Below are 19,594 nucleotides of genomic sequence, written 5' to 3'. Positions count from 1 at the left end.
TATGCTTGGTCTGTATTTTTAATATTATACTATTACGAACCAGCATTCAAGATATTTTGAAGCTGGCTACAAATCACTTAAAAGACAGAAAGCTCCGCCAAGAGTCACTTCCTGACTCAAAATTGCTTTTCTTGCTGATAGCAAAGTAGTGCCTGTGGATAAAAGGTCATCAACTAACAAGATATTACCAGTTAATGCACTACCTGCATAATTAGGGTTAGCGATTACTGGTTCAAAATATTTTCTTATTTTATTTTCAACTTTTTTTAATGAAACCTCCTCGGTAGGGGATAGTTTTCTGTAGGTAGATAAGACTTTTTTCACTTTAACCTTATGCTTTTCGGGTATATCATCCAATTGAAAATCGGCTAATACACTCCCTACTGTTTTCTTTGAAAAATAATCACCTACATATAGAGCACCAAATTCACGAGCAACTCTTCGGCCAAAGTGAGACACCACGCTATGAGAGGAAGGCATTCCGACTACGAAATCTACATCCATCCCAGCACTCATTTTTTTAAGAATTACTTTAAAGCTAGAACTAAATAAGAAAAGCTCTTTCATAGTAATTGAATACGAATTCTTCCTTTTTAATGCATAAATGAAGGGGTTACCATCCCGATCATGATCGCCATCTTTCGTACGACGATATGTGCACTTTACAGTAAGCTCTTCTTTATTCGATATAACTGGATTTCTTACTATGCTCGTTACCAAACGAAGTTCATGATCTGTATTTAAACTGACTTCGCGTTCCCTGCTAATATCTATACCCAATACACACTCCTACTTTCGGCTTTAACGACCAGATATATTGAGCCCTATACAAAGGGCTCATATTAACTAAATAGAGCTAATATTTGCATTAACTATTTTTTATTTCATTAGCAATCATATCAATTTTCTTAAGTCGTTCCCTTACCTGATCTAATGTCAAACCTGTTTTTTTAACGATTTCTTTCTGTGTCTCCCCTTTAGCACGGAGTTCCACAAGAATTTGCTGCTCGGGAGACAGCCTGTTGAAAAACTTCAACTTGAGATCATTGGCTATAAAACTTCTTTCTGGGTCACTGGCATTTACACCATCTATTTCACTTTCTTCAAACTCAAAAAATCCAAAATCGAACTTCTTCAAGCTTTCTATTTCAAAATTGAGATCTTTTATTTCGGTGTTGATACCTTCTATTTCAACATTGAGAGCTATTACTTCAGTATTGAAGCCATTTTTCTCTTTCTGATCTCGCTCATTTTCTAAAGTCTTCTTTTTTTCTAGAGCCTTCTTCTTTTTTTCCTCAGGTTCTAGAAGCTTCTGTTTTCTCATTTCAGTACTGTCTTTTGAGCGATGATTTTCAGTACGCGTATACATACTATGGGCTCGTTCCTTAGCGATAGTGTCAATTAAACCGCCGATAGAATCATTCTCATCAAAATTTAAACTTTCCAAAGGTTTAACAAGCAAATCAATCCAAACATTCGATTCAAAATCTTCAAACAACTGCTCTACAGAGTAAGATAATGATTTTTCGATGGGCTTAAAGCTTTTATTAAAAATAAAGCTAACCTTAGGCTTATAACGACTAGTAAGAATAGTGTATGCCACAGAAGATTTCTTTATAGCGCCTTCTATTAGCTCTTTATCTGTTGAGTTCTTCGTATACATCAAAACAACCTTATCCTTACGATTCATATAGTTACATAAAATATATAAATAACATCCTATCAGTTTTCACACCAGATTTTTTCATCCACTCCACAAAGTTATGTATGTAGCTTTAGCAACCTAAGACCAGAGGCAGCAGCTGCTTACGGTAATGAAAAGCCGCACTTAGAAAACTTCACGGCTTACCCCACTTTTTGAAAACCCAACGGTAACGGTTAGTGGGGACGGAGAAATGACTCGGCCCTCGATGAAAAAGTACATTAGAGAATTTTCATTCTCTATCCCATTTTTTGAAAAACCATCGGTAACGGTTAGTGAGGGCGAGAAATGACTCAGCCTCACGATGATAAATGGATTGAAATATTTTAATTATCTTTCCCACTTTTTGAAAAACCATCGGTAACGGTTAGTGAGGACGAGAAATGTCTTAGCCTCACGATGAAAAATGGATTGAAATATTTTAATTATCTTTCCCACTTTTTTAAAAACCATCGGTAACGGTTAGTGAGGACGAGAAATGTCTTAGCCTCACGATGAAAAATGGATTGAAATATTTTAATTATTTTCCCACTTTTTTGAAAGCCGTCGGTAATAAAAAATAAGCCTATCAATAACTTTTAGGACATAAAAGGAGAACAAAACATGTTTCAGACTCCAATACAAACAGGAACAAAGCTCTTTATAAGGGCTAACGAGCTATCAGGAGCTTTAGGAATTAGCCCTTCGACAATTTATCGATGGAGAAAAGCTGGATTACTACCAGAGCCATTATCTCTAGGACCTAGAGTTGTCGGATGGCGAGCAAGTGATATACATAATTGGTTAAATAATATTTAAGGAAATAAACATGAAAAATTTAATTAGAATCCGTAAAGAGCTTCTTGAAAACATTGAATATATTTTTCAAGATACTGAAATTGAAAAAGATATAAAAGAAAATATTTATAGGGCTTTTTTAATTATTGGAAAATGTACAGGTGAGTCTCCTGTTAATTTCATACAGAGTTTTGATTCAGATAGTGTATTGCAACTGATAGATGAATCAAAAAAACCCAACAAATACGCCAAACGGGTCGAAGGCAAACACCCTCGATATGCTCGAATATTAGCTAGTGGTAAACCAGAACAACCAGTTCCTTTGACAATTGAAACTATTAAGTGGATGAGTATCTGTACGCTGCTGCTTTTCTTTACTGACTCAGACCTGAACGCTTCTAGCTAAGCATCAGTTAAATTCACAACCACACGCTAAATCCATTTAAAACAAAGATTTAGCGTGTATTTTACTATGAATACAAGCATTAGATTTTCTACAAAAAAATATAATGAATTCATAGTGTTTACATTGAATACATTAAGAGAGAAAAACCATGCTGAAGAAAAATCTTAATACAAATTCAAAAAAGACATCTATAGCTTCGATTACAGTACGAGTTTCACGTAATCAATATACACAAATAATAAATGAAGCGGAAGAATTAAAAATGAATAATTCTGAATTTTATCGTTATCTGTGGGAATCATACAATGAAAGGAAATCGCTAATGATAGAAATAAATCGACTAGAAAAACGATTAGAAAGGCGAATATTTGAAATTGTTTCAGCAGTAGCGGAGCTAAACGAACAGGAATACTTAAAAGCTAAACACACATATTTATCAAAAATCAAAAAAGGAAATAAATAATGTTTTCATTGAATAAAGCATTTAAATCTATAGCTTTTATTTTGGCCAGCATACTGCTGTCAATCCCAGTATCTCTTGTATTGATTAGCTTATATTTTAATATTTTATATAACAATAATGAGTTAAATATAATAAAAACGCTTTCAAACTACTTCTATATATTTAAAAACTTTGGCTTTGAAGTTTTTATAAATCAATTAATACAGAACAAAATCATTCCAATTATTATTTTCATAACATTTTTACCCTCTATGGCTTTTGTCACAATCTGCTTTAAATCTAGGGAGAAACCAAAAGAGTTAATACACATTAGTGGCCCAAAGTTATACAAAGGTAAAGCTGCGATCAGGCATGCTCAAAGTATGCATAAAAAAGACTTAATAGATAACAACTTAACCTCATCTGGAATAAAAATACATCCAAAAATACAAATCACCAATCTGAGAGAAGAAAATAATTTTCTTATTCTCGGAACAACAGGAGCAGGTAAATCTACGGCGTTTAAGCCACTCGTTCAGCAGGCTATTGAACGTGGTGACTATGCTGTGATTTATGACGAGGCTGGCGCATTAACCGAGGCCTTCTATAACGCTGACACTTCTATATTGCTAGCGCCATGGGATAAGAGAGCTGCGTATTGGGATATTTCTGACGATATTGAAACAAAGGAAGATGCGGAGCTTTTGGCAAAATGCCTCATACCGGATTCAAAAAGTCCGGATCCTTTATGGGATAGCGGTGCCCGAATTATTCTTATCAGTATGATAATGACGTTAATTAATACAAAGAAAAAAGCGTGGGGTTGGGAGGATATCTATAAACAACTAACGTTCTCTCCTGATCAGGCGCGCTCAATATTCGTTAAGCACCACCCTTTGGCAGATTCATTACTGACGCCAAACTCAAAAACTACAACAAGTTTCTATGTTCACATCATGACAAAATTAAGCTGGGTTCAAGATTTAGCAAAAGCGTGGCCCAACCAACAAAATAACAAAACATTTAGTCTAAAAAAGTGGATCACAGAAGATAACGAAAAACACGTTGTCATAATTCAAGCAAATAGCCAATTCGAGAGCATAGGTGAACCTCTATGTAATGCGGTCATATCATTTATGACTAAACATTTTTTAGATCCCAATAACTCAACTAAGCGAAAAACATGGTTGTTTATTGATGAGTTCGCAAACCTCCCCCGTAACCCAAGCATATTGAAATGGTTAGCGCTCGGACGAGCTCGAGGCGCAAGGTCAGTGCTGTGTACTCAATCTATTTCACAAATCCATAATATATATGGAGAAAAAGAAACTCATTCAATGTTAAGCCTGCTATCTAACGTTATTACATTTCGGATGGGGGCAGCAGGAAGTGACGCAGAAGACACTGCAAAAATATATGGGCTGTATGACGCTGAAGAACCTAACTACGAGAATCCTGATAATTCTGGAAAAAGATCTTCTGAGCCATTAGTAAAAACGTCAGACCTTGTTCATCTTAGCCAACCAACGAGAAAGGGTGTTGAAGGGTATATGCAAATTCCTAGTTGGCACTCTGCTTATAAGTTGAGATGGCCACTATTTAAACCGACAGGCAATGCCGAAAAGGTAATACCTGCGCAATGGCTAACTAATTCAGTATCGCAACGCAATACACAGCCAAAAGTTAAGCAACCAGCAAACAGATTAAACAAAAAGAGAATAAACAATGATGTCAATTAGCCCTGTTAATAATGTTGCTTACTATATGAACCTAGCAAAAGAAGATTACTACTCAGGTCATGGAGAGCCTAAAGGTAGCTGGTTTGGCATTGGAGCTAGAATTCTGGGGCTACACGGTAAAACCATTGACGACAAAGACTATCAACAGCTAATGGCGGGGTTTTCTCCATCAGGGGAACCTCTCGTTCAAAATGCAGGAAAAGATAACAGACGAGCAGCGTGGGACTGTACCCTCAGCGCCCCTAAAAGCGTCAGTATCGTGTGGGCTAGCGCCTCCCCTCAATTAAAAAAGAAAATTGAGGCCGCGAAGAGCCAAGCGGTTCACAAAACTATCAGATTCATGGAGCGTCAAGTTGCTACAACACGACGCGGCAAAAACTCTTTAAAACATGAGAAAGCATCTGGTTTTGTAATTGCAGCCTTCTCCCATTGCACAAATAGAAATGAGAACCTTCCCGAACCCCAGCTTCACGATCACCTATTGATAATTAACAGTTTATTTCGTGAAGACGGAACGTGGGGCGCAGTAGAGTCAAACTCTATCTACCGCTGGAAAATGGCTACGGGGGCAATTTATCGCGCTGAACTTGCATTTCAAATGCAAAAATTGGGCTTCGAAATTGAACTCGATGGTGATTCTTTTCACCTTAAAGGAGTATCAAAAAAGGCGTGCGATGCTTATTCAAGCCGAGCAAAAGAAATTAATAAGGAACTAAAAAAAGCGGGCATAAAAAGCAGCTCAAGTAAGGAAGGAGCTCGTATTAAAACAATAACTAGAAAGGCTAAAAAAACAGTAGATAAGGACACTCTTTTTCAAAAGTGGAAAATTGAATTAGAAAAGTATGGTTTAACTGAATCCTTTATCGACTCTCTAACTTTATCTGAAAAAATCACTCAACCTCAAGAACTAGACCAATCTGTAATATTGAGTGAACTAACAGAGAGAAAAGCTATTTTCACTAAGCAAGACTTATTCAAAGAGACTGCAATTAGAGCTTCACATTGCGGAATGAGCGCTATACAAGCTGAAGAGTTTGCGCTTCTGACGCTAGAGAATGAAGAGGTCATTTCTCTGAATTCTGAGAATGGTTTTGTGCAGCAATTTACAACTGAAGACGTTATTACAAGTGAGCGTTTAATGGTACAAGACGCGCAATTTCTGGCTCAAAGCCACACAAAAACGATGAACAAACAACAAGTGAATGAAGCAATTTCACTAGCTGAAAAGCAACTTCACTTCTCTTTCGATGAAGAACAAAAAGCCGCAATTCAATACACATTATGCTCTGGCGACCTATCTATTACACAAGGCAGCGCTGGCGCAGGTAAAACGACCCTCATGCTTGCTGCTAAGATTGCATGTGAACAGCAAGGACGAAGAATACAAGGTGCTTGTATTGCCAAAAAAGCCGCTGATAATTTAATGCAAGAAACTGGAATTCAATCTCATACGGTTGCATCTCTAGTTCATGCCATCAATGACAACAAACATCCCTTAAAAAACGTAGATATCCTTGTAGTTGATGAGGCGGGATTACTCCCTAGTACCGATTTGCAGATATTACTTTTCGAAGCAAAAGTATCAAACTGTAAAATCATACTGACGGGTGAAGATAAACAATTAGATGCAATCAATAGGGGCGGAGTTCTACGCTATCTATCTCGCCCAGAAATCCTAGGCGCACAGCGTATTGAAACCATTCGACGTCAAAGGCAAGACTGGGCAAAGCAAGTCGTAACAGATCTACGAGATGGACATTCAGCAAGAGCCTTACACTCGTTAAAAGAAAATAATTGTCTTCACTGGTCTGAGAGCAACGACAAGGCGAAAGAAGCGCTAATCCAAGACTGGCACCGCTACCAATATGAGAACCCTAATAAAAAATCTCTCGTGCTTGCTCAGCAATGGAAAGATGTGAAAGCACTCAGTGAAGCCATTAGAAACATTCATATTGCAGAAGGCCGAGTGGGAGCAGAGCATATTCCTCTAAAATGCAGCGTTGCAGAAAAGTCATTTGAATATAAATATTCAGTTGGTGATAGAGTCAAATTCTGTAGAAATGAATATCGATCATTAAGGGTTTCAAACGGCACTCTGGGCACGATAAAAGGCATTCAACAATTAGAAAATGATGTTCAATTCACTATAGAAGTAGATGACAAAAGAACCATTTCGTTTCTAGCATCGTCATACAGTGATGAACTAGGCGCTCACCTTTGTCATGCGTACGCTCTCACAATTTTTAGCTCTCAAGGCACAACAATAAACGGCAACACTTTCACACTCTACAACGGCAGTATGAACAGAGCAAATACTTACGTAGCGCTCAGTAGACACAAAGACGAGTCACATCTGTACATAAACAGCGCTGAAATGAATGAGAGATGTAGAACAAAAGATATAAGCGTTGAACCGACTCAAGAAATGAGAGAAGCGCAGCTAGCCGAACTTACTAGACGAGACAATTATCATTCGCTAGCAATTGAACATCTAACCAAGAAAGAAGCGCAACAAGAGAGAGAATCGCAACAGCTCCATGTAGCAGAATTGGAAATATAAATATTCCCCCCTAAAAAGGTTCATAGCAAGCGATGAATTTTTTTAGGGGGCTTAATGTTAGTAACTCATAGACGCATACAATCCATACTGTTTATCTGAAACAATGGGTGCTACAACCAGATTGCTAGCACTAATCCCCATCCCCGTAATAGCATATTGCACACCTATTGCCAGCGCAGCCCCTGCCGCGACATCATGCCAATAATGATATTTTCCTTTCACACGTGAATAACCAACGAATGACGCCGCAGCATAAGCAGGTAAACCGTATTCCCAACCGTAGCGCATTTGTAGGAAGGCTGCGCCCTGGAAGGCCGCAGAAGTATGCCCAGAAGGAAAGGAGTTATTATCATTTCCATTTGGGCGCTCTTCGTTTACTGCAAATTTCAATGTGTGTGTTGCAACAGATGTCCATAAAGCGCCCTCTGCCCACTCCCCCGTACCAGCGAAATCCCCCTTCATTAATGAGATCACTCCAGACGCCAGTGGAATCCCAATTTGTAGATTGTCACCAGCACGGACAAGACCACTATCAGCATGAACTATACTTAAATGGGATAAAGAAAAAGTAACCAAAACTACCTGAAACCATCGCTTAAAATCGATTAAATGAGTAGTTTTGCTATTTTTGTTAAATTTTAGGCGCAAAAATCCGCCCCAGCCTACCTTAGCAGGGTTATGCAAAGAGAACATTCTAGTTACCTTATAGAGTTAAAAGAGTGAGATTTTGAATTGCACTTGGTCAGTGTTGTGAAATCATATATGTGAAATCCTTTCAGATCAATAAAGATCCCACAAAAAGATTTTACAAATTATTCAAAATCATTTTTTACCCCTATAAACATGGTGTAATAATGAAAAAAGAATGGTTTACTGCTGCCGAACTGGCAGGACAAAAAGGCATGCCCGCACATGCTACAAACGTGACGCGCAAGGCTAAAAGTCAAAATTGGGAATATAGGCAAATCACGGGATTACGAGGCGTGAATTTTGAATATCACGCGAGCAGCCTACCCCAAGAAACACAAGAAGCGCTTGGTTTAGAAGGTGTTAAGAAGCCAAGACAAGCTGAAAATAACGATTCAGATATGGTTACTATTCAAATCTACTCAGCAAAAGCTAAGACTTGGAGCAAAGCCAAGCCAGAAACTCACATGATGCTACCTAAGCGTTATTTGCCTAAATCCTTATCTGAGCAAGAGCTTAGCAACCTTTTCGCTTTAGAAGCACCAGACAACACAATGCAACCTACAATAAACGTAGGCGAAGTAGTTCTAGTTTCCAGAGTGGCTAACAAGACAGCTATATCTACTGGCGTGTTCGTTATTGAAACAAATATGGGCATCACTATAAAAAGGCTAAAGCCAAATCTGGCAGGGACAGAGATAAAAGTATGCTGTGATTCAGACAAATTTGATGATGAGACATTGAAGCGGGAAGACTTTAATAAGTCGATTAGACTAGTAGGAAAAGTGGCAAGATCAGTCATCACAGAAATAAATTAAAATAATTATGTAGCCCTTAATCATTGAATTTATGAAAGTAGAGATAAGGCATGCACCTAGGCAGCACTAATCAGAGGAAAACAGGATCGCTAAATAAATTGAACACAGTTTCACCTCTTTCATATACTTGACTTAATATTAAAAAAATGTATTTGTAATATTAGCTCATACCCCATCTCAATTAAGGAAGAATAATGCCAGAAACGGGAAACATAGAAACTCTAGCAAAATTGGTATCTAAAGATATCTTCAAGTGGTTTAAATGGGAAACTTGCGCGCCCAAAGACGAAGACTGGAGTTGTGAATCAGATCATCATGGCAAAAGCACTCACCCATCAGATGTAGTGTTTTACTATGAAGACCCTTACACAGGACAAACTCAGTACCTCAATACAGATTTGAAAAGCTACGCAGCAGGAAGCATTAGCAAAAGTAGCATCACTCGAGCATTAAAGACACTCGCAATGTCTGTTGAATGTGCCAACATCAGCGATAGTTGGCAAAACAAATTTCTCTTGAATGATGTTGGCTTTGGTGAAGTATCGGGGATACTTTTTATCTACAATCATGACGGTGATTACGATAAGAACTTTCAAGATGAACTTGAAAAAGTCGAATTCAAAGATATTCCTGTTGCAGATGAGAATGAGTTAATAGTTGTAGGGCCTGATCTGATTCGAAGGCTATGTGATGTTGTTAATGACATAAAAATGTTGAAAGCCGATGACTTATTCCCTAGCCATGACGAGTACACGTTCTTTTATCCTGACCTCATTCGTGCTCGGCGGTGCGGAGATGAATGGGGCAAACCTGCCACAATTGAAGCTCTCACATCCCCTTGGTTAATTATTAAACATCGTGGTAGCAGCCAATTCAACGGTGGTTTCATCATCTACTACCATGAAAGCGGTGAAACAATTGATGAATTCATCTATCTGATAGATGCAATGTCTCATTACCAGATGTTTAGCAGTGACTATTCCATACGAATTCGATTCACTGCTGCATCCTCTAATGCAAATACAAACTTTGAAAAAGCCAAGTACGAGTATTTGAAAATGTGGGGGAACGATGATGGCAGGAAGAAGCAAATGGATCACTTGGAAGTGCAGCGTATAACTAACTTCACTAAAAGCTTCAATCCAATGGAAATAGGAATGCGAGAAAATGTCTAAAGTTAATGCTGGCCCGTCGATTTATATTCCAACTGACAAGAACATTTATGATGCTCTTAAACATAAGAAAGTCACCCAAAGTGAGCTTGTAACTTTCCTCCGTAAGAGAGGGAAACTCGTTTCTTTACATGCGCCAAAACAAGAGCTTATTGAGAAAATTTGCTCTTTGACATTTAGCTATGCTGACTTCAAGTGGATTGGAAGGCTTTTAGAAAACCCTAACAGAAAAGACAAAACAACTCATACCAATCTAAAAGGGGATATTGAAACAAGGCAGATAATGACGGCTTGCTCTACATTAAAGGCGAATTTTTCTGTTGATAGCGAGGATTCTGTAAAAGTGACCAAGTCGGGAAATAAGACGACCTTAACTGTGACCTACCTTGATCAAGACTTCACCAAAACGGAGCTCAGGCAACGCACGATTAAAACCTGTGAGATACAGATTGAAAGTAGTGCAGATGGAGTTGTTATGAAACTACCATCAACAAAAAAGGCAAAAGAAGTTTCTGAGCGGCTCAAAACAATCCTAAAAGCACAAGTAACTCAAGAGAGTGGTAAGGAGATCGAAGAGTTTTCTATTTCTCTTGAAACTCTGCCAGATGCTAAAGTAAGGAGCCAGTTTTTTGATTACTTGATTAGAAATGTTGATGGCTTCGAATTCGACAATGTATCTAGTGTAGACGTTTATCATTTTGAGCAAGAATTGCGAGACGAGCTTGAGGATGAAGGAACTGAAGCAAGGCTCGCATCATACATAAACAAAGCGGCTTTAGCTGGGGAGGGAGTTCTTGAGTCCACTGAGTTTAATCAGCTGCACACTAGTGGGTTTTACATATATAGAATAATTTGGACGGCTATAGATAAATCATTTGAAGGGCCTAAAGTAGAATTTGAAGCTCAATTTGGGCAGCCAAAATCATGTACTGATTTCATGTATACGATTAGAGGTTTATACCCGTACAACAGCAATATCTCTGAGCACAATGTTACTAGGAAGGGTGCGTCATCATTTGATAACGACAGATATAATCTAAAACTTAGGGACGCATCAGAAAAGGCATTACAGAAAGCACTCCAGACATACGGCGAATAACGAATGATGAAAGCAAAGTGGTTATATTCAAAGCTCCCAATTTCTCTTGGTGAGCTTTCACAATTAATGAAAAAGCATCAATACTCAGAGAACTCTGGCTCTGGCTTTTTGCTTTCGACTTCAACACCCACAAAGCTTGTTGGCAAATACATTGAGAAAGTAATCCTAAAAAACGTAGTAGAAGATCCCTTTGGTGAAATTTTCGAGGTAGAATCAATTAACTACTATACATGTCAGTTCAACTGGAACTCTGAATCAAGCTTTATGTATATTTCTGAGCCTCCACGCTCGCTAAGGAAGTTTTCTAATAAGCTTCATAGCCTGACTGGACTTGGATTGGTTTTGTCTGAGTTAAATGTTGCCCCCGAGCGCTGGCTGGGCCTTATTGAAGAGGAAGCTGAAAAGGTAAAAATTCTCCAGATATCTGCTTATGGTATACGGGCTTCCTTAAACTCGACGGCAAAAATAGTAGTTTCAGGTAAAACTGATGTCCGAGAGGCTTTTGCTGAACTAGTTTCTGATAAACGTTACCTGACCGATAGCATTAAGTTTGAAGCTGAATTTGAAGGAATGACAGTAAAAGGAGAGCTAACCAAGTCAGGTAGTTGTAAGCTTACCTCACCTAACCTGAGCTTTGTTCTTGAAAAGCTTAGGGGCTCACTAGAGAAATCGACAACACACTATTACTAGAGCGCAGCTCCTTCTTCAGAATAAATAGATCAATTAAAACACCCCGTCAAAAGCATTCATAAAAATTTTCCCATTTAAATCAATAATATAAGCCTAATCATTCATTCCTTAGGAATAGAAAAGAGAGTATTAAGAGAGAGCTATTTTTACAGATCAGCGATAAACATGGCTCTCTCATTAATGTTTTCTATAAATTAACAGACCATAGCTCCATCAGAACTAGAATCTTTAGCGAAAGCCATAGCTTCCTTAAATCCCTTATGGGAAACTAAGGCTCTATTTTTACCCAAACCAGTTACTTTTAGAAAAGCATCTATTTCTGGACCACTCACCCTATCATTTACGCTTTTCTCTTTAAGTCGGTCATTGACCAATGATGCGACACTGTCTGCACTATACTCCTTACGTAGAGCTCTTAAGCGTTTTTCGTTGTTTGCAAAAATATCGTCAAGCATACTATGCCCTCACTATTATAAATATTGAAACAGGTTATGTAGAACGCTCTATACGCTTTCTACATGAATTGAGTGCACATGTGTTCACCCACACAGGGAATTTAAAGAGAATTACTTGTCGTGTCGTCTGTTTTCATAGAAAACTTTTTTTCAACCTTGTTATTGTATTTTTTCTTGTAGGATGTTATGGGAAAATTAACATTAAAGACTGCCAGCGCTAACGACCTCTTAAGGAAGTGTTTTGAGGCAGGGATTTCTTACAACTTATTGTTAGGGACATTTGATGAGCGAGACAAGAAAGAATTAAATAATTTTGAAGATGCTATCAAGCACATACATCTATTTCATCGTCCACAAGTGTATACACTGCTGAGTAAAGCATTCAGACCTCGAATGCAATTAGAATTCATCATGGCTCATCTAGCCGAGCTAAATTGTCCCATGAGCCTTATTGGTTACTTACATTGCGTAGCAAAAAACTTCCCTCATTTACCGTTTGAGTTATTAACCAACCCTAAGCGATCTCTCTTAGAGCCTCAAAATATTTTAAAAGCTTATTATTCTGTAAGGGAGGCACTAGATAAGAGCCGACAACATAATAGTGAAATTACTATTACGGACCCAACACTACTTACTCTCTACGAGCTAGTTATAAAAAAGAAGCTTACCTCAAGCTTAGTAGCTATTGATGAAAGGCCGCTGGATAATGGTGAAACTGCATTTGTTATACACTCCCATGGTATGTTTGACGCCCCAAGAAATGACAGGAATTTAGATCAATTTGGTCATGAGCACCGTCATATTATTGAGGTTGCTCGCGAGCTTGAGATTGGGAATAATCCATTAGATAAAGTTAAATTTCCTCTGCTTAACTGTAATAAACCCAGCAAGTGGGCATCAACGCTTCACGCACTATGTTGCTACTATGAAGGAATATCCCCTACTATCTTTTGCAATAAGCATCTTGATATAGTGCCACGCAACTACCACAATACTCTCCGCGAGCCGAACCTTATCGCAAATCAGTTGAAAAAGTTTCAACAACGATCAAAGGCATTATGGCAATTATTAAAACCTAGTTCTGGCTTTTACCCCAAAATTCAGCAGAACACCTTTGATGACGGTGACCCAAAGCTGATCAAGCACATGATTTTGCGCCATTTGATAATGCTTTATCTAACGATGCTCAAACATCCATCTTGGTCAATTAAGGTTCGTGGATGCATAGAGACATTACAAAAGCTCTATTCAACCGATCTTCTACAAAAATGGGATGAGCATATAAACCTCCAAAGAATAAGCACCTCAAGTCCTTGTCCGCTGACAGATATACAGCTGCTATTTCAATCAAACCCTGTAGGCCTGCATCCTTTGTGGTGGTTAAGTGGCGAGCTTCCCGACCCTTTGGAATTAATGGGCCACTACGTAAACAGCAGCCAGCTAAGCAATGAACAGCTTACAGAACTAAATCAACGGTATAGGAACACTAGATTAGACATTGTCGCACTAATGATTCCACGCAGCCTTAAAATTGATACTTCTCAGCTGTTTAAGAAATCCATCACCCTTCAACTTGGTAATCCATGTAAATTTTATGGCCCCTCGAACTTACAGTTAGAAGAGCGACTTTATCTAGCTAGCTTATTAGTAACAGGCCAGTATACATTACAAACTTTGAAGGATAATCAGAAACTAGAAAGCAGGTATCTCGAGAACGTACTAATTGGAGTTTGCTATCTCTGGCATAACGTAATGATTAAAAAAATTTCTCAAGAAGATTTTCTCGATCTCTTAGTCCAGCACTCTCTAGATGATATGTCTACTGCGACATTAAGAAAGCGAATAAAGCTCGCCCAAGAATGGCTTAAAAAGTGGCCTAACGTTAATTTATTCAACGATCTATAGTTTTAGGCAGCTGTACGAGCTTCGCTACAACAGACACCCTTTGTATAGGAATGGCTCACTTACTTTATAGCAATGGAAACTTTATGTACAATCCAATCACATCAAAACGGTGACATAAGTGATGACAAAACTATTAAACCTTAAATTTAATATATTTAAATCAGTAACTTGTAATTTTTACTGCATTCAGATACAAAATATCGAATAATCATGCTATGGGGAATATCATCTGAAATGCAGATATTCCCCATACCCTTCTTAATAACAGCGCTACAAATCCAAACAATTCACACACGATCTTTTTTTGATCAATCGGTTAGAATGCATTCCTCAACGAAAAATGCAAAACACAGCTCTCGTTACGGAAGATGATTCATGATGTTTAATCGCCCACTACTTTTTACTCGTTTATTTATAATGCTGTGGTGCGTTTTGGTCTCTGCTGTGGCTCTGGCTGATATTCCCACGCAAGTCATTCAAGGTTCATCTGTAAAATTAGAGCAATTTCAGATGGGATACTTTGTTGATAAAACAGAGAAAATGCTTTTCTCGGATGTACAAAAACAAGAGTTCCAGTTATCTCCAAATGGCGTGTCATTAGGCACAACATCAAGGATGACGTGGGCGAAAATCGAAATTGAGAACGCAAATACGACGCCAATTAAAGTGTATCTTCACCATCCTTATGCGTATCACAATCACAAAGTAGAACTTTATGAAGTAGTAAACGGCACGCTAACCCGTGAACGCGTGCTTGATATGGACCGCAAAGAAACACAACAGTGGATGTATCGTGGTAGCGCTGTATTTGATATCACATTAGAGCCGAACCAGCGCAAAATATTGTTTGTCAAAAGCCAGTCTTTTTCGCATCAATGGTTCACTCTTAATCTATATGATGAAGACCAGTCAAAAAGAGCCTTATTGGGTTTATACACAGACATCGCCTTGCTTGCCGGTATGTTATTGGCACTGATAATCTACAACTTCCTGCTATTTTTTTCTTCGCGTTTAAGAGAGCACTTCTTTTACGCCTGCTATCTAGTTGCTGGTGGTTTTTGGGTTGCGCTCTCTTATGGATTACTCGCTGACCTTTTTAATGTGTATGGCTCGATCACCTTAAAATGGCATTTATCGCTAGTGGCTATGCCTATATTCTTACTGCTTTTCATGATCAATATTTTTGAAACTAAGAAGAAATACCCCATAGAGCATTGGGCACTGCTTTCAATTCTTACCTTACTAATCTGTGACTTTGTTTATGGCCTGTTTGATATGATAACGGCCCTTAACTATTCCAGTACTTTGGCAGCTATCATGATGGTCGTCAGTATTTCTGTGACTATTTCTATGCTGATCCGAAAGCATCCTATCGCACCTTTCTTTTTGCTGGGTCACGGACTATTCGCCATATTTAGCACCATGGCCGTGTTATTTTACAAAGGCAAAGCCGAATTTACTTATATCAATAGCCACGGCGTTGGCATCGGTATCATGCTTGAGGCGCTGGTATTATCTCTCATCATTGCGTATCGCATTCGTTCATTGGAAACCATGAAGGCCGCGCAAGATGAGCTGAAATTATTAGCGTCGACAGATTCACTCACTCAACTATTTAATCGACGTCACTTCAATACAGAAGCAGAATATCTATTGCAGCAAGCCAAACAGCTCCAGCAACCCGCAGCCATAGCGATGCTTGATATTGACCACTTTAAGAAAGTCAATGACACACATGGGCACAGCTTTGGTGACAAGGTCATTATTCAAGTGGCCAATACCTTAATGGCGGAATGTCGGGGACAGGATGTCTTAGCGCGTTATGGCGGCGAAGAATTTATTATCTTAATGACCAATACATCAATAGGTGAAGCATTCAACTTGGTTGAACAGATACGACAAGAACTAGCAAAAGCAACTGTAATACTAAATAACACTCAATCCGTTAACTTCACCATTAGCGCGGGTATTGCAGCTATAGATTTAGAAAACCCCATTCTAAAAAACAGCATAAACCAAGCTGACAAAGCCCTTTATCAAGCTAAAGAAAACGGCCGAAATCAATCTCTAGTATATAAAGTTTAGAGCCCCAACACGTTGAGAAAAGCGGCCTTACATCAAACATCCAATAAGTAGTAATAGCCTATAGGTTTAATTTGGCTCGCCTTCTTATTCCTGCGGTTTATTAATGTCTCGACGTAATGCCTTTAATTCGAGTTGGAGTTGTTGCATTTGCTCCAATAACTGCTGCTGTGTCGCTTTTTCAGCATCTAGCTCGTCTTTGTGTTCGTCATCGTGCATGGTTTGTACGGCATTAACGATGACGGCGATGAAAAGGTTGAGCATGGTAAAAGTGGCAATAAGTATAAAAGGAATGAAGAACGCCCAAGCGTAAGGGAAGGCTTCCATCACTGGTCGTGCGATGCCCATGGACCAGCTTTCTAGGGTCATGACTTGGAACAGTGTATACAGTGAAGCGCCTAAGCTGCCAAACCACTCTGGAAAAGCCTCACCAAATAGCTTGGTTACCATCACCGCAGCCACGTAATACACAAGTCCCAACACCATAGCGATGGACAACATGCCATTCAGGGATTTGATTAAAGCACCGACAATTTTTCTCATTGATGGCACGAAAGTAAGTACGCGTAATACACGTAATACTCTGAGCGCACGCAACACAGCAAAAGGACCGCTGGCTGGGACTAATGCGATGCCCACGACAATAAAATCAAATACATTCCAACCGTCTTTGAAAAAAGCAAAACGGTGCACAAGCAAACGAATAGTGAGCTCAATAACAAACACCGCCAATATGGCTTTATCCAATGCCATCAAAAACGAGCCCGCTGTTGTCATCACATCAGGCGAGGTTTCTAATCCTAGAATAACGGCATTGATTAAAATCAACGCCAATAAAATACGTTGTATTGTCGAGTTCTCAATAAACGTCTTTAAACGCTGACGCATGGAATTCGTTACAACCGCTGTTGAACTGGGCATCTATTACCTCAATACTAAATCATCCCCAAATAGGGCTAAATTGACGTCATTCTATGCTAGAGCCCAATAAGATCAATCTATTTTGATGTCAATAATTTTTCCTATAAGGTTTACAGTAAGCAGGGAATAGAAAACAGTCTGTAAAAAAACATATGTTCTAAGTTAAATCAAAATAGTGGACCATTCTTTACAAAACTTTTTGCTAATCTGTAATGACTCATATTAAAGAGAGGTTTAAACATGAAGCTTCCATTATTAGCAATTGCGGTAACACTGGTACTAGCTGGCTGCTCCAATACTTGGGAAGGTGTGAAAGAAGATTCCTCAAAAGCCTACGAAAGCACAAAAGAAACGATTCATGACGCCACTGAATAAGTCGTTCTTTTAAGTAAAGTCCCAAATTGAAAAGCCCGCTTCTACGCATAATAGTAGAAGCGGGCTTTTTCATCATCTACAGCACCAGCATGGTTTCATAAAGCAGCTGCTCAATGCTTTGTCGACTGTCCATCACAGCAATCAGCACAACCTTGTTCGCTTCTTCATCGAATAAGATTTCATTGTCGTTTTAAACATTGGCGTAACGACAACTTGAAAAGGCTTAGGCGTCAAATGCTTCGTCCAAGGACAGCTCGCCCTTTTGGTTCAAACTACGCTCAGAAAGGTTGATCAGCTTAAGTAAAGCAATGGTTTCTTGCGGCTCATAGTAAGCCTGCGAGGCCTGCACAACATACACCTCTTTGCCGTTCTGAGAGACGTGCAAAGGATCATCTAAAGAGAGATTATTCGCGTTTGCTTTTAGGTATGACACAGTTTGAATATTCATAAAAAGCTCCATAAGACTAATATATAAATCATTTATAGACCGATAATTTGCTTAAGCCTACACCACGTTTTCTCTAGCACTCTGGCAAAAATAGAATAACTCGCCTTTATATAGTCTAAGATTATAAATTTTATAAAATTAATAGCTTATATCGAATTCAAAGTTACCAAAATGATCACTATTATAAGTCTTACGACTCAGCCTTGTACGCAGCGATTAAGTTACGCTGGCCGTTAAGGTGAAAAAACCGGCTTTAGCCGGTTTTTTCACATCTAGGCTTAGGCGTCATGTTTTACTTATCCCCCGATCCTTCACTCACAACTTTTTTGATCATCTTATCGAAGTCACTTTCAAATAAACGATCCTGTACGACTCGATACTTCTCAAATTCTGATTCCGCAAAGTCTTTGGCGATTTTTGCGCTGATTGATCCGGCATTAGTCAAAATATCTCTATCGTCAAACTCTAAGAACATATCCAACCGCTTCGACCAATCTTCCATCGTCATGGGAATATTGCGTCTTGCACGACTTTCCGCTAAATCAAGATACGTGTTGACGATCAGCCCTAACGACTGGAGCTCATCCTGACTGAGATAGTTTTTAGCTACGCCCACATCGGTTTTTAACACCTTTCCTTCTGGCCCTTTCGCCCAATGAGTCAGCCCCATATTTGGCTTACTGCTATCGGCTCTCGCTTTGATCAACTCGGCGGCAGTCTGTCCATGAATCGCAAAATGCAGTTTGTTTTGCACTGTCGCAAAAAAGGATTGAGTGGTTGGCGCATTTTTATTGTAATCAACACTGGTTGCGTAAATATCGGTGATCTTCTGATAAAAACGTCGTTCAGAAAGGCGAATTTCACGAATTTCTTCCAGCAAGCGCTCAAAGTAATCTTCACCCAGAAAGCTTCCGTTCTCCATGCGCTCTTTATCGATCACATAACCCTTGATAGAAAAATCTCGCAACACCTGAGTCGCCCACTGACGGAACTGAGTCGCTCGCACAGAATTCACGCGATAACCGACAGAGATAATGGCGTCTAGATTGTAATGCTGCGTATTATAATTTTTACCGTCAGAAGCAGTTATCCGGAATTTCCGGATAACTGCTTCTTCATTGAGTTCGGCTGATTGAAAAATATTTTTGAAATGCTCACTGACCGTTCGGACATCAACATCGAACAGCTCAGCAATCAGCTTTTGGGAAAGCCAAATAGTGTCTTCTTCATAACGGGCCTCAATGCTCTGCTCACCAGATTGACCAGTAAAAATCAAAAACTCAGCCGTGCTATTGCGGATTAATTTGGTGATCATG

The 19,594-nt window shown here is 38.9% G+C and carries 19 protein-coding genes; 12 read left to right on the top strand and 7 right to left on the bottom strand.

All coding sequences use genetic code 11. The features are described from left to right. Positions 1–66: 66 nt before the first annotated feature. Positions 67–780, bottom strand: a complete 714-nt coding sequence (locus BUA59_RS09230; protein ID WP_072839417.1) for a phosphoribosyltransferase — start codon at positions 778–780, stop codon at positions 67–69. A gap of 88 nt (positions 781–868) precedes the next feature. After that, positions 869–1,690, bottom strand: coding sequence for a sigma-70 RNA polymerase sigma factor region 4 domain-containing protein (locus BUA59_RS09225; protein WP_139248851.1), 822 nt, complete (start codon positions 1,688–1,690; stop codon positions 869–871). Positions 1,691–2,305: 615 nt separating this feature from the next. Here BUA59_RS09225 and BUA59_RS24340 point away from each other — a divergent pair. The 5 genes from BUA59_RS24340 (at position 2,306) to mobF (ending at position 7,626) form a co-directional block, all read left to right on the top strand. Beyond that, positions 2,306–2,500 carry a helix-turn-helix transcriptional regulator gene (locus BUA59_RS24340; RefSeq protein WP_072839416.1) on the top strand — a complete coding sequence of 65 codons (195 nt, stop codon included), beginning with the start codon at positions 2,306–2,308 and terminating at the stop codon, positions 2,498–2,500. A 10-nt stretch (positions 2,501–2,510) separates the two neighbouring features. Beyond that, positions 2,511–2,885: a hypothetical protein gene (locus BUA59_RS09215; RefSeq protein WP_072839415.1), complete on the top strand. Its 375-nt coding sequence runs from the start codon at positions 2,511–2,513 to the stop codon at positions 2,883–2,885. A gap of 148 nt (positions 2,886–3,033) precedes the next feature. After that, entirely contained in the window at positions 3,034–3,348 is a 315-nt protein-coding gene (locus BUA59_RS09210) for a hypothetical protein (RefSeq protein ID WP_072839414.1), read from the top strand. After that, the gene (locus BUA59_RS09205; protein ID WP_072839413.1) at positions 3,348–5,066 is read left to right on the top strand and encodes a type IV secretion system DNA-binding domain-containing protein; all 1,719 of its coding nucleotides are present in this window, start codon (positions 3,348–3,350) and stop codon (positions 5,064–5,066) included. The genes BUA59_RS09210 and BUA59_RS09205 overlap by 1 nt, the downstream gene beginning before the upstream one ends. Beyond that, positions 5,053–7,626, top strand: a complete 2,574-nt coding sequence (mobF, locus tag BUA59_RS09200; protein WP_072839412.1) for a MobF family relaxase — start codon at positions 5,053–5,055, stop codon at positions 7,624–7,626. The genes BUA59_RS09205 and mobF overlap by 14 nt, the downstream gene beginning before the upstream one ends. A gap of 57 nt (positions 7,627–7,683) precedes the next feature. Here mobF and BUA59_RS09195 read toward each other — a convergent pair whose 3' ends face one another. Then, on the bottom strand, positions 7,684–8,319 hold the full coding sequence (locus BUA59_RS09195) for a phosphatase PAP2 family protein (protein WP_084122317.1): 636 nt from the start codon (positions 8,317–8,319) through the stop codon (positions 7,684–7,686). A gap of 161 nt (positions 8,320–8,480) precedes the next feature. On the opposite strand from BUA59_RS09195, the gene BUA59_RS09190 reads away from it, so the two are divergent. The 4 genes from BUA59_RS09190 to BUA59_RS09175 all read left to right on the top strand — a co-directional run bounded on the left by BUA59_RS09190 (position 8,481) and on the right by BUA59_RS09175 (position 12,092). Further along, the gene (locus BUA59_RS09190; protein ID WP_072839411.1) at positions 8,481–9,131 is read left to right on the top strand and encodes a helix-turn-helix domain-containing protein; all 651 of its coding nucleotides are present in this window, start codon (positions 8,481–8,483) and stop codon (positions 9,129–9,131) included. A 194-nt stretch (positions 9,132–9,325) separates the two neighbouring features. Continuing rightward, positions 9,326–10,306, top strand: a complete 981-nt coding sequence (locus BUA59_RS09185; protein WP_072839410.1) for a PD-(D/E)XK nuclease domain-containing protein — start codon at positions 9,326–9,328, stop codon at positions 10,304–10,306. After that, a complete protein-coding gene (locus BUA59_RS09180) occupies positions 10,299–11,402 on the top strand; it encodes a hypothetical protein (RefSeq protein ID WP_072839409.1) in 1,104 nt (367 codons plus the stop codon). The genes BUA59_RS09185 and BUA59_RS09180 overlap by 8 nt, the downstream gene beginning before the upstream one ends. Positions 11,403–11,405: 3 nt before the next feature. Then, complete coding sequence (locus BUA59_RS09175; protein WP_072839408.1) at positions 11,406–12,092, top strand: hypothetical protein; 687 nt, start codon at positions 11,406–11,408, stop codon at positions 12,090–12,092. 194 nt (positions 12,093–12,286) lie between these two features. Here the strand turns inward: BUA59_RS09175 and BUA59_RS09170 are convergent, their stop codons facing one another. Beyond that, positions 12,287–12,547: a hypothetical protein gene (locus BUA59_RS09170; protein WP_072839407.1), complete on the bottom strand. Its 261-nt coding sequence runs from the start codon at positions 12,545–12,547 to the stop codon at positions 12,287–12,289. Between the two features lie 186 nt (positions 12,548–12,733). On the opposite strand from BUA59_RS09170, the gene BUA59_RS09165 reads away from it, so the two are divergent. Next, positions 12,734–14,452: a hypothetical protein gene (locus BUA59_RS09165; protein ID WP_072839406.1), complete on the top strand. Its 1,719-nt coding sequence runs from the start codon at positions 12,734–12,736 to the stop codon at positions 14,450–14,452. Between the two features lie 375 nt (positions 14,453–14,827). Continuing rightward, positions 14,828–16,537, top strand: coding sequence for a diguanylate cyclase (locus tag BUA59_RS09160; RefSeq protein WP_072839405.1), 1,710 nt, complete (start codon positions 14,828–14,830; stop codon positions 16,535–16,537). Positions 16,538–16,621: 84 nt separating this feature from the next. Here BUA59_RS09160 and BUA59_RS09155 read toward each other — a convergent pair whose 3' ends face one another. Further along, complete coding sequence (locus BUA59_RS09155; protein WP_072839404.1) at positions 16,622–17,455, bottom strand: ion transporter; 834 nt, start codon at positions 17,453–17,455, stop codon at positions 16,622–16,624. A 240-nt stretch (positions 17,456–17,695) separates the two neighbouring features. Between BUA59_RS09155 and BUA59_RS24265 the strand changes: the two genes are divergently transcribed. Further along, a complete protein-coding gene (locus tag BUA59_RS24265; protein WP_048814164.1) occupies positions 17,696–17,830 on the top strand; it encodes a hypothetical protein in 135 nt (44 codons plus the stop codon). Positions 17,831–18,053: 223 nt separating this feature from the next. Here BUA59_RS24265 and BUA59_RS09145 read toward each other — a convergent pair whose 3' ends face one another. Both BUA59_RS09145 and BUA59_RS09140 read right to left on the bottom strand, forming a co-directional pair. Next, positions 18,054–18,278, bottom strand: a complete 225-nt coding sequence (locus BUA59_RS09145; RefSeq protein ID WP_072839403.1) for a prevent-host-death protein — start codon at positions 18,276–18,278, stop codon at positions 18,054–18,056. Between the two features lie 292 nt (positions 18,279–18,570). Then, positions 18,571–19,593 carry a virulence RhuM family protein gene (locus BUA59_RS09140; RefSeq protein WP_072839402.1) on the bottom strand — a complete coding sequence of 341 codons (1,023 nt, stop codon included), beginning with the start codon at positions 19,591–19,593 and terminating at the stop codon, positions 18,571–18,573. Position 19,594 lies beyond the last annotated feature (1 nt).

This window comes from Marinomonas polaris DSM 16579 (genome assembly GCF_900129155.1).
GTDB classification, from domain to species: Bacteria; Pseudomonadota; Gammaproteobacteria; order Pseudomonadales; family Marinomonadaceae; genus Marinomonas; species Marinomonas polaris.
The sequence above is the reverse complement of the archived record's forward strand: the minus strand, read 5'-3'. Positions and strand labels throughout refer to the sequence as shown.